Here is an 11,469-nt window from a genome sequence, read left to right on the forward strand (position 1 = left end):
AGAGATGACTATTTTGACAAAGAACTTTATGACCAACGCTATGTCATCGAGCGTACCAATGCCTGGATGGACAGTTTCCGGTCGTTACTAAACAGGTTTGATACTACCGTGGCAAGCTGGACAGGGTTTAACTATCTTGCTTTTATTGTATTAGCCTTGAAAAAGTTCAAACCCTTCAAAAAGGAAAAAGTTTAAACGAGTTCAAAATTTACTTTCTAAAATTTAGTTATTTTATAAGTATTATATGTAGTTTTGAAAACCCGAAATTTATGAGTGATGAGTACTATTGAAAAAATAACTTTAATTGTCGCCATTGTGGATGTGCTTGCGGTAGTTATTTTTTATATCCTTTTAAGAAGATCTAAAAATAAAAAATTGTGATCGTTATCGATCCTTAATTCAAATTAAAAACCCTGAAAAAATTTTTCAGGGTTTTTGCATTCTGGGGATTTCATTTTAGCTAGTATTACTAATAATGAATTAACTACTGATATAAAAAAAACAAAACTTTAAAATCTACTGGTTTACACCTTGTTTTTAGAAGTTCCAGAAGCAGTAGTTATGCGTGTTGTTTCTGCTTCCGGATCCTCATCTAACCAATGTAACCTCAACTATAATAACTTTTCTATCTTATAATTTTCTAATTTCTTAAGGGCATAACATTGCTCTTTATCGATTGCGATAAGCTTTCCCATTTGTTTAGCTTTCTCCTTAAGAGAATAAAGTGTAAAAGCAGCTGGCAGGTCTATTTCAGAAATACTATTAATGTCTATGTTTAAAACATCGGTAGCTTTTTCCAAATAGGAATGTAATTCGGCTTCGATATCCTTAATAGTGTAGGCATTTAATACGCCAGATATTTTTATTAAAGAGTCTTTTTCTTGTTTTGCCATTATTGCTTACATCTCTGTGATTTTAAAATTACAAACCAATTGAACTTATAAAGATGTTTTTTATGTAAGCGGCTTTGTTTTGAAGATGAGTGGTCGTATTTCTTATGTAAGTGGTTAAATCACATCAATGCTTTTCAGTACATTTTGACGAAATCTCCGACTAATAGGGATTACTTTATTTCCTATTAGCACACTGTTGTCCTGAATATCCTTTATTTTCTCGATATTAATAATATAGGATCGATGTGTTTGTACAAAATTTTCGAAGTCCAATTTTTCAATCAGCTTTTTTAAGCTACAGTAAGTAAAGATCTTTTCAGCTTCCAGATGAATAAAAACATAATTTCCACAGGCCTCAACAAAATCGATTTCATTTGGATTAATTTTTATTAAGCGTTTATCGCTTTGAACATAAAATGGTTTAGAGCCTTTATGTGTCACACTCATTTGCAGTTCTCGCTTGCCAATAGCCTTATTAACTGCTTTTAAAAACCTATTTTTTTTAAGTGGTTTTAAAAGATAATCTAACACATGATCAAAATCAAATGCCTCTATGGCATATTTTTTTGTAGATGACATTAAAATAACCTGTGGAGAATCTTTTAGTAAAGACAATAACTCGAATCCACTAATATCTGGCAACATAATGTCTAGAAATATTAAATCGATGTCTTGATTTGATTTAATATACTTTAATGCTTCCAGAGCACTGCCAAAAGTTCCTTCAAGTTTTAGGTTGGTATGCTCCTGGATAAGGATTTTGCATACAGAAACTTGTAGTTCTTCGTCATCAACAATTATACATCTCATCATTTCAGATTTGAAAAAGGGGAGTAATAGCCTTAACTGTTAAAATATTTAACAATATAATTAAAATATTGATTTTATAAAGTAATGTGAGTTATTGTTAATAACTTTTTTAATTCATCAATTAATCTTCATTTTTCCACTTTCCTTTATTCATTTTGATCAAAAATTTAACCAGATCTTAAGTAAAGCTTGTGTTTTTTAAAAGAGTTTATCGGGTAGTGATTAAGTAGATTTGTAAAATAACCAGAAAAAATCTAACCCCCGAATGAATTCAATATCAAATAATGGAACTATTTCCTATCGTGAAACCTTAAGTAAAATTAGTCAGAAGCACCACATCCAGCCAAATGAACGACGTTTTTTAAAGGAGTTGAAAAAAGCAAATATTAGATGTTTGTCCTTTACTACTGATGGTGGTTTTTGCGAAAAAGGTAACTTTTATAAAAATCTGGAAGTGGGTTTAGGTACTATTCGCATTAATTATCAGGATAAGGATACCGCAAAAGAAAGAATATTGATCCTGAATAAATTGGAAAAGGAGAATGAAGAAATCCCGGTAGAGTTTAAAATCAATGCACTGTACCAAAAAATTGAAGATGCCTTTTGTTTTTATTCTCAGGCTTTAGACGAATCCAATCGCTTATATTTTAAAACACTATTTAAAAAACTCTGCTTTCATAAAAAGGCCTATATATCTGGATTAAAATCGCAGTATAAACTGGCCAATTACAGAAGAAAACAAAAAGGAATAAAATGTAAAGAATTAAGTAGTAAAGGAAGGGTATTTGTGATTAAAAGAGGATTAGAATTACAATCTGAACTAGAGTCTCTTTATCGCGATGTAATACCAAATATCGCTGATTTACACGATCGTCATACTCTAGAAAGTCATCTTAAATATGTAATGGAAGATAAACGGGTGTTTTCTCGTTTAAAAAGCGCTAATTTTTTAAGATGATTTTGCTTGATAATCGAGACTAAATACTCCTAGGATTGCCTCAAAATAAAAATAATGTTCTAACAAATGCCTCATGGACATGCCCTAAGGTAGTTTAGTTGATAATAAAAATATTTTAAATCTGATTGTAGGTTGCTATAATCGGATTTTTTTTATTTCCCAAACTTAAGCTTATTGCTCATCAGATTTTTAATCATTAAAAATGCAGAAGTGAAAAACTGTGAAAATTATGGTATTTTTTAAATTTCTGATCGTTTTTATTGAATTTAGGCGTCAAATTTCAATCATATATTTTATTTATTCCAAAAAAATGCCTGCTGATTTTATCGAATATTAAATAATTATTGGTTTTCAGTAAAATAATATAGAAGTTCTTGTACGTAATGCAAAGATTATATAGCTTTGGCGCTGCAAATGAAATCATTTTTTAAATACATATCATTTTTTCTACTACTCCTTAATGGATATGGTGCTATTCATGCCAATAATCTAAAGGAGCATAATGATTTTATTACAGAAGGGGAAGGGATTTCCTTTCAAAAGAAATTAGATCTAGACTACGGGTTTGATTATTTTGATGATAGCGATGCCTTAATTCATGAAAAATCAAGATCTAATCCAGATACAAAATTTTCTGAAACCGAAGAAGTCGAAATCGAAGAAGCTCAAAATGAATCAGATACTGATGCTTCAAAAAAATATTTAGAAGGTAGTAACTTTGTTACCACACTTTTCTACGCAATAATTTCTGCTTATCACGATTATAATCGTAGTGATAATACACCTAATTTATCAAATCAAAATCATACTTCGTCTTACCCATCTATTTGTGTAAGATATTGTGTATTTAGAATATGATTTTTTAAGTCCGGATTAATTTCTACAATCCGGCACATTTTAATTTTTCAAAATAGTCTATCAAGAGATCCTGCTAAAGTTATGTTTAGCATCGGTTTGTAGGCTTATATAAAGTTTCCCCTAATTTTTATCACTTTTAAAATTGAAATTATGATGAGTAGAATTCTCATGATTGTTAGCCTGTGTGCTATGTTTTTAGGCATGGGCTGTGAATCCCACAAAGAAAAGAAAGAAGAAAAATCCAAGTATCTGGTGACCAGTCCGCTTCGAAAAGATACCTTGGTCACCCACCAATATGTAGCGCAGATACAGTCTATTAGAAATATAGAAGTACGCGCACAAGAAAGAGGGTATCTTGAAAATATTTATGTAGACGAAGGACAGTTTGTGAAAAAAGGGCAGTTAATGTTTAAAATCATGCCTAAACTTTACAAAGCCGAATTACAAAAGGCAGATGCTGAGGCAAACTTTGCCCAAATAGAATACGAAAACACCAAACAACTGGCCGATAGTAATGTTGTTGCTCCTAACGAATTAGCTATGGCAAAAGCTAAATTAGAAAAAGCAAAGGCTGAAAAGTCTTTAGCACAGGTACATTTAGAATTTACCGAAATTAGAGCTCCATTCGACGGAATTGTAGATCGGCTTCACCTTAAATTAGGAAGTTTGGTGGAAGAAGGGGAATTACTTACCAGTTTATCTGATAACAGCGATATGTGGGTGTATTATAATGTGCCTGAAGCTGAATATTTAAATTATCAGCAAGCTGTTCACCAAAAAGATACGACCAAAGTAGAATTGCTAATGGCCAACAACCAGATTTACAAACATGATGGTTATGTGCAAACTATTGAGGGAGAGTTTAATAACGAAACCGGTAATATTGCCTTTAGAGCAAGTTTCCCTAATCCAGAAGGTCTTTTAAGACATGGTGAAACCGGTAGTGTTCTTACCAAAGTACCATTTAATAATTCTCTTTTAATTCCACAAAAAGCAACATTCGAGGTGCTTAGTAAACATTATGTGTATGTGGTAAACGAGGATAATAAAATCGAAGCAAGAGAGATTAATCTTGCTGGTGAACTTCCGCATGTTTATGCTGTTAAAGATGGCATTACTGAAGATGACAAAATTCTTTTAGAAGGACTTCGTAAAGTTAGAGACGGAGATGAAATCGAATATGAGTTTGAAAAACCTCAGGAAGTTATCAATCATCTTGAACTTTATGCCGAGTAATTTATGGCAATGAGAATAGATGATGGGAACTTATTTTTTCAGAATTATAATCTGAAAAACCTTTAAAACTCCTGGCGGTGGTCCCTTGAGGACTAATCAAAGGAGGCATTTATAAAAAATGTTTTGGTAGTTATTGGTTCTTCCGTCCATTAAGGCAAGAATTACTAACAACCGCTTAAATCTTGATATCGAGTAAAATCTAAGAAAACTATGTTTAAACGATTTATACATAGACCCGTATTTGCAATTGTAATTTCGATCATAATTGTATTTATGGGGTCTTTAGCCATAAAACAACTGCCCATATCGCAGTTTCCCCAAATTGCGCCTACTACAGTAAATATATTTGTGGCTTATCCTGGGGCGAGTGCAGATGTATTGGTAAAATCTACCCTTATTACATTAGAGAATGCAATAAACGGGGTGCAGGGAATGCGTTATCTGGCAACAGATGCAACCAGTGCCGGTGAGGCCACATTACGAGTTATTTTCGAACCGGGTACAGACCCCAATGATGCCGTGGTACGGGTAAAAACGCGGGTCGACCAGGTAATGCCTTTGCTGCCAGAACTGGTACAAAGGGAAGGGGTAGTGATTACACCTATCCAGCCGAGTATGTTAATGTATGTAAACCTCTACTCGACAAAGAAAAGTATGGATGAAAAATTTCTATACAATTACGCCAACGTAAAAATGATCCCTGAAATAAACAGGATTAAAGGGATCGCAAGATCAACAATTTTGGGTAGCCGTAGATACGCCATGCGTGTTTGGTTAAACCCAGATAGAATGCGTGCCTATAATGTTTCTGTAGATGAAGTTATGGAAGCAATGAAAGAACAAAGTATTGTAGGTAGACCAGGGCGTTTAGGTAGAAGTTCGGGAATAAAAGCCCAGTCTTTAGAATATGTACTTACCTATAAAGGACGCTATAACGAACCTGAAGAATACGAGAATATTATTGTTAGGGCAAACCCCGACGGGCAAAGTTTGCGCTTAAAAGATATTGGTAGGGTAGAGTTAGGAAGTGAGTTTTTTGATATCTATTCTAACCTGGACGGTCACCCCTCTGCGGCGATCGTATTAAAACAAAGTTACGGTAGTAACGCCAGTGATGTAATTGAAGAAGTTAAGGCGGAATTGGAGAAAATGAAAGAAGATTTTCCTCCGGGTATGGATTATAAGCTTAGCTACGATGTATCACAGTTTTTGGACGCTTCAATAGAGCAGGTAGTTCACACCCTACGTGACGCTTTTATCCTGGTAGCTGTTGTAGTATTTATTTTCTTAGGAGACTGGCGTTCTACCTTAATTCCTATTTTGGCAGTTCCTGTTTCTTTGGTAGGAGCATTTTTTGTGATTCAATTCTTCGGAATTTCAATTAACCTGGTGACTTTGTTCGCTTTGGTACTGGCAATTGGTATTGTGGTAGATGATGCCATTGTAGTCGTCGAGGCCGTCCATGCGAAATTCGATGAATACCCGGATATTTCTCCGTATGTAGCGGTAAAACAGGTATTAGGAGAAATAGGGGGGGCGATTATTGCAATTACTGCGGTAATGGTGTCGGTATTCCTACCTATATCATTTATGTCTGGACCAGTGGGAACATTCTATCGACAGTTCTCTATTACGATGGCCAGTTCGATTGTGATTTCAGCAATTATAGCACTTACCCTTACTCCGGTTTTATGTGCGATGTTACTTAAAAATCACCACGGTAAAGAACACAAGCAAAACTTCCTTACTAAAGGTTTAGATAAATTCAATTCAGTATTCGATAAACTTACCGGCAAGTATGTTGGGGTTTTAAAACGAATGGTAAGTCGTAAATGGTTAACCTTCGGAATTTTAATAGCATTCTGTGCGGGTGTTTATATTGAAAGTCAGGTGTTGCCTTCTGGTTTTGTGCCTAGTGAAGACCAGGGAACTATTTATGCGATTATCCAAACCCCTCCCGGGGCAACTTTAGAGCGAACTAACGAAGTTTCCAGAAAGCTACAGGCTATTTGTGAGGATGTAGAAGGAATTGAATCGGTATCCTCGTTGGCAGGTTACGAAATTATGACTGAAGGACGTGGATCTAACGCAGGAACTTGTTTGATTAACCTTAAAAACTGGTCTGACCGTAAACATACAGTTACCGAAATTATGGAAGAGCTGGAGGAAAAATCCAAAGACCTAGGTGCGGTTATTGAATTCTTTGAGCCGCCGGCAATTCCAGGTTTCGGTTCTTCAGGAGGATTCTCTATGCGTTTATTAGATGAAAACACTGAAACCGATTATCAGGATTTCGATAAGGTTAATCAGGAGTTTATGGAGAATTTAAGAAAACGCCCTGAACTTAAAGGACTGTTTACTTTTTTCGCCGCGAACTATCCGCAGTACGAGTTAGAGTTCAATAATGAACTTGCCATGCAAAAAGGAGTGTCGATAGGTGATGCCATGGAAAACCTGAATATCCTAATTGGTAGTACTTACGAGCAGGGATTCATTAAATACAACCGTTTCTTTAAGGTGTATGTGCAATCAGATCCTCAGTTTAGACGATTACCTTCAGACGTTTTGGATATGTATGTGAAAAATGACCATGGCGAAATGGTGCCGTATTCATCTTTTATGAAACTGAAGAAATTACAGGGACCAAATGAGGTAACTCGTTTTAACATGTACAATTCGGCTGCGATTCGTGGATTACCCGCTGAAGGCTATACCACCGCAGATGCTATTAATGCTATTAAAGAAGTTGCCAAAGAAACGCTTCCTAAAAATTACGATATCGCCTGGGAAGGGTTATCTTATGATGAAGCACAAAGGGGTAACGAATCGATTTATATTTTCCTTATCGTATTGGCCTTTGTTTACTTTGTTCTTGCGGCGCAGTACGAAAGTTTTATAATTCCGTTATCGGTAATATTTTCATTACCCGTAGGAGTTTTTGGATCTTTTATGCTGTTAAAGTTAATGGGACTTCAAAACGATATCTACGCGCAAATTGGTTTGATTATGCTGGTAGGGCTTTTGGGTAAAAATGCCGTGTTGATCGTAGAATTTGCGGTCATGAAGCATAGTGAAGGGCTTACCGTTTTAGAAGCAGCCATAGAAGGTGCTAAAGTACGTTTTAGACCTATTTTAATGACCTCTTTCGCATTTATTGCAGGTTTAATTCCGTTGATCATCGCTACCGGGGCAGGAGCTGTTGGTAATAGAACTTTAGGAGCTTCGGCACTTGGAGGAATGTTCTTTGGAACCATATTCGGAGTAATTATCGTACCAGGACTATACTACATTTTTGGAAGTCTTGCTGAAGGAAAATCATTGATTAAATACGAAGACGAAAATCCATTAACCGAAGATTTTGATTATGATAAATAAATTGAAAAAATATAAACGTTTCTCTTATTTAGGCGTTACAGCAGGAATTATGCTGAGTATAACGTCTTGTGTACCTTCATTATCAGAGAAAACGGCAAGCAAAGAGGTTCCCGGGAATTATCACAGTTCTCAGGACTCTCTTGCTGCTAAAAGTTTTAATGCTGCCGATACGACAAGCGCTGCTTCTATAGATTGGAAAACATTTTTTGATGATCCCAATTTGATAGCACTAATAGATACAGCTTTGGAAAATAATCAGGAGTTAAATATTATGCTTCAGGAATTAAAAGTGGCTCAAAGTGAAGTGCAGGCCAGAAAAGGCGAATATTTACCATCAATTGGTTTAAAAGCGGGTGCAGGAATCGACAAAGTTGGTAAATATACCCGTAATGGAGCAGTAGAAGAGAATCTGGAAATTAAAGACGGTAAGGAATTTCCCGATCCGCTTCCAGATTATATGATTGGTTTAAATGCGCAATGGGAAGTAGATATCTGGAATAAGCTTCACAATGCCAAAAAATCGGCAGTGATGCGTTATTTATCCAGTGTAGAAGGAAGAAATTTTATGGTCACCAATCTGATTGCTGAAATTGCTAATTCTTACTACGAATTATTGGCACTAGACAATCAGCTTCAGATTGTAAAGAATAATATCGAAATTCAGGAAAGAGCCTATAGAATTGTGAAGTTGCAGATGCAGGCCGCTCGTGTAACCCAGCTTGCAGTAAGTAAATTTAATGCAGAAGTATTGCATACCAAAAGCTTGCAATACGACATTCAGCAAAAAATTACAGAAACCGAAAATAAACTGAATTTTCTGGTTGGTCGTTATCCACAGCCTATTGCTCGCAATACCGAAGCTTTTGCAGATATGTTGCCAAAACAAATCGACGCTGGCTTACCGGCTCAATTGCTGCAAAACAGGCCAGATATACGTCGGGCAGAATTCGAGCTTCAGGCTTCAAAGCTTGATATTAAAGTTGCAAAAGCACGTTTTTATCCTTCTTTTGGGATTTCAGCAAATATCGGTTATCAGGCTTTTAACCCAGATTATCTGCTTAATACGCCAGAATCCTTAATTTATTCTGTTGCTGGGGATCTGGTAGCACCTTTGGTTAACCGAAACGCCATAAAAGCAGCGTATAAAACGGCAAATGCCAAGCAAATTCAGGCTGCTTTTGATTACGAACAAACTGTTTTAAAAGCCTATATCGAAGTGGCAAATCAGTTGGCTAAAATCGATAACCTTAAGAAAAGTTATGATTTACGTGCTGCTGAAGTTGATGCCTTAACAGAGTCTATAAAAATTTCGAATAAGTTGTTTAGAAATGCCAGAGCAGAATATATGGAGGTCTTAATGACCCAAAGGGATGCACTGGAATCTAAATTTGATCTTGTAGAAACCAAAATGCAGCAAATGACGGCTGTTGTTAATATGTATCAGGCGCTTGGTGGCGGCTGGACCAAAGATTAATCTTTGGCTTTATTGTTTGTTTATTTAAATTGCCGAAAAAGCTCTCAGAATTTGTATCTGAGAGCTTTTTTATTTCGCGTTCAAAAACCAATTTTTAGTTTTGCCCGTGTAATATTTAAAGGACTAGGAGGAAAAATTGAAGTATCATCACCTGGTAATAATGTTTTATTACCGATATCAAGGTTGATATTGCTTTTAAGCTGAAAGTCTATGCCAAAATCTATTTCTGAAGTAGGGAAAAACGGATCCATCGGTATCATTGTATTCCCATAACTGGTATTAAAAGGATTTGAGATATACTGTCCGGAAATATAGAATTTACTTTTTGAAGTTAGGCGAACATCTAATTGGGCTCCAAACGAATATTTTAATAATCGATTCGCACTCATAAAATCATATTGTTCCAAAATTCCAACAAATACTTCAAGTCTTACAAAGTCTTGCTTTATCAGTTCAAAATTATTACGAAGGTGTTTATAGTCACCAATTCCGTAAATACGGTCAGACAGTTTACTTTGGCTAAATCTAACTGATATTTCTTCTTCAAAAGAATTTTCTTCCTGCCCAAAAAAGGTATAGGAAACAAGTAAGATTAATAGTAGCGATAAATACTTCAAGATCTTAAAATTAGGAGACAGTGTTTTAACGCCCTGCTATAAAAAAATATGGTAATCCTCTCAATACTTTGAGTTTAGAATTTATTGTTGATGGGATTGTCTCGGTAAAACGTATTCTTTCCGAAGTTAATATGATAATCAGATGCAAAAAAGGTGCTGGGAAGGTAATAATCTGTAGTAATTATTTGTGCTCCCGATTTTTTGGCCATTTCGAAACGTGAGTAATCATTATTTCTTGCTTCAGTAGTGTTGGCGTCGGCTCTTGTTCTAATGATATAGCCTTTTTTTACCAGATCCGGAATCCTTTCATCGTATGGATCGTTAATAATCATCGCTGCGGCCTCTGGAGTGCCGGGGTCGGAATTCGTGAAAATTATTCTATTCTTTAATGAAGGGTGGTTTTTTATATAGCGTTCCATTTTTTCGCCTTTGGTATCCAGAATGAACATAAATTTACCTTTTCCTTCATTTAAATCTGGCCAATTACCCGCTAAAACCGCCTTATTTAGGGTTTCAAAATTTCCTCTAACATCATCTGGTGTAATTAAATGTTCCTTTCCTAAAAATTTAAGCAGTGTTTCATCTAATTCTTGATACGCTGCTACAGTAAAAGCTTCTGGTAATGTGCCAAAATTATTTTCTTCGCCATCTTTTGGTTCGATCGTGATAAATATAGTGGTATGATCTGGATGATTTTCAGACCAGGATTTTAGATCCTTAAGGCAATTTTCAAAAAGATAATACTGAGTTCTAAAATCGATATCTGGTACGTGTATCATTTTAAAGCCTGGTTTGTCTAAAAGCCTTTCAGGATCATATTCAGTCTGATTTTTTACAAGAGCTATTCCTTTAGGATGAGAGAATTTTCCGCCTTTGCTATCTACATAAACATCTACTTCTAAATTTCTAAGTCCCATACTTAATTGTTCAGGGATCAAAATATGTTCGTATTGTAAACCTTTTAATCTTCCTGTAGAATCCTGTGTCGCTAAATACGAATATAAGGAATCATCAATAGCCTTTTTATAGCTATTGTGGGATCCAATAACCTGAACCTGATTGATTCTTTGAGGGCTTGAAACATGTTGTGAGCATGCTATAAATAGAAATATTCCTATTAAGGAGTTGATATAAAGTGAAAAATTTCGGATCATGAGAATAAATTAATTTCTGGCCATAAATCTATAAATAACGAAGGAAGAGAAAATTATCTTAAAATCAATTTTTATTAATAAAATGTAAACTTAA

General features: G+C 35.1%; 9 protein-coding genes and 1 pseudogene. 6 read left to right on the forward strand and 4 right to left on the reverse strand.

Annotated elements, in window-relative coordinates:
• A pseudogene (locus L1967_RS02705) lies at positions 1-195 on the forward strand (IS5 family transposase); the annotation flags it as partial.
• Between the two features lie 416 nt (positions 196-611).
• Here L1967_RS02705 and L1967_RS02710 read toward each other — a convergent pair.
• A complete protein-coding gene (locus L1967_RS02710; RefSeq protein WP_249600182.1) occupies positions 612-893 on the reverse strand; it encodes an STAS domain-containing protein in 282 nt (93 codons plus the stop codon).
• Between the two features lie 114 nt (positions 894-1,007).
• Positions 1,008-1,706: a LytR/AlgR family response regulator transcription factor gene (locus L1967_RS02715; protein WP_249600183.1), complete on the reverse strand. Its 699-nt coding sequence runs from the start codon at positions 1,704-1,706 to the stop codon at positions 1,008-1,010.
• A gap of 262 nt (positions 1,707-1,968) precedes the next feature.
• On the opposite strand from L1967_RS02715, the gene L1967_RS02720 reads away from it, so the two are divergent.
• The 5 genes from L1967_RS02720 to L1967_RS02740 all read left to right on the forward strand — a co-directional run bounded on the left by L1967_RS02720 (position 1,969) and on the right by L1967_RS02740 (position 9,604).
• Positions 1,969-2,661: a general transcription factor IIF subunit 2 gene (locus tag L1967_RS02720; RefSeq protein WP_249600184.1), complete on the forward strand. Its 693-nt coding sequence runs from the start codon at positions 1,969-1,971 to the stop codon at positions 2,659-2,661.
• A 414-nt stretch (positions 2,662-3,075) separates the two neighbouring features.
• Complete coding sequence (locus L1967_RS02725; RefSeq protein WP_249600185.1) at positions 3,076-3,519, forward strand: hypothetical protein; 444 nt, start codon at positions 3,076-3,078, stop codon at positions 3,517-3,519.
• 153 nt (positions 3,520-3,672) lie between these two features.
• Positions 3,673-4,755 (forward strand): efflux RND transporter periplasmic adaptor subunit, encoded by a 1,083-nt coding sequence (locus L1967_RS02730; RefSeq protein WP_249600374.1) that lies wholly within the window; start codon positions 3,673-3,675, stop codon positions 4,753-4,755.
• Positions 4,756-4,965: 210 nt separating this feature from the next.
• Entirely contained in the window at positions 4,966-8,130 is a 3,165-nt protein-coding gene (locus L1967_RS02735; protein ID WP_249600186.1) for an efflux RND transporter permease subunit, read from the forward strand.
• Positions 8,120-9,604: a TolC family protein gene (locus L1967_RS02740; protein WP_249600187.1), complete on the forward strand. Its 1,485-nt coding sequence runs from the start codon at positions 8,120-8,122 to the stop codon at positions 9,602-9,604. Before L1967_RS02735 ends, L1967_RS02740 begins: the two co-directional genes overlap by 11 nt.
• An 80-nt stretch (positions 9,605-9,684) precedes the next feature.
• Here the strand turns inward: L1967_RS02740 and L1967_RS02745 are convergent, their stop codons facing one another.
• Both L1967_RS02745 and L1967_RS02750 read right to left on the reverse strand, forming a co-directional pair.
• Positions 9,685-10,221: a hypothetical protein gene (locus L1967_RS02745; protein ID WP_249600188.1), complete on the reverse strand. Its 537-nt coding sequence runs from the start codon at positions 10,219-10,221 to the stop codon at positions 9,685-9,687.
• Between the two features lie 74 nt (positions 10,222-10,295).
• The gene (locus L1967_RS02750; RefSeq protein ID WP_249600189.1) at positions 10,296-11,375 is read right to left on the reverse strand and encodes a phosphatidylinositol-specific phospholipase C1-like protein; all 1,080 of its coding nucleotides are present in this window, start codon (positions 11,373-11,375) and stop codon (positions 10,296-10,298) included.
• Between the last annotated feature and the right edge of the window lie 94 nt (positions 11,376-11,469).

The sequence above is a fragment of the Zunongwangia pacifica genome, from assembly GCF_023499215.1.
Classification (GTDB): Bacteria; Bacteroidota; Bacteroidia; order Flavobacteriales; family Flavobacteriaceae; genus Zunongwangia; species Zunongwangia pacifica.

Excerpts from the sequence above, each read along its gene's own strand:
- L1967_RS02750 (WP_249600189.1), bottom strand. The coding sequence starts at position 11,375 with ATGATCCGAAATTTTTCACTTTATATCAACTCCTTAATAGGAATATTT.
- L1967_RS02735 (WP_249600186.1), top strand. The coding sequence starts at position 4,966 with ATGTTTAAACGATTTATACATAGACCCGTATTTGCAATTGTAATTTCG.
- L1967_RS02710 (WP_249600182.1), bottom strand. The coding sequence starts at position 893 with ATGGCAAAACAAGAAAAAGACTCTTTAATAAAAATATCTGGCGTATTA.
- L1967_RS02740 (WP_249600187.1), top strand. The coding sequence starts at position 8,120 with ATGATAAATAAATTGAAAAAATATAAACGTTTCTCTTATTTAGGCGTT.
- L1967_RS02725 (WP_249600185.1), top strand. The coding sequence starts at position 3,076 with ATGAAATCATTTTTTAAATACATATCATTTTTTCTACTACTCCTTAAT.
- L1967_RS02730 (WP_249600374.1), top strand. The coding sequence starts at position 3,673 with ATGAGTAGAATTCTCATGATTGTTAGCCTGTGTGCTATGTTTTTAGGC.
- L1967_RS02715 (WP_249600183.1), bottom strand. The coding sequence starts at position 1,706 with ATGATGAGATGTATAATTGTTGATGACGAAGAACTACAAGTTTCTGTA.
- L1967_RS02720 (WP_249600184.1), top strand. The coding sequence starts at position 1,969 with ATGAATTCAATATCAAATAATGGAACTATTTCCTATCGTGAAACCTTA.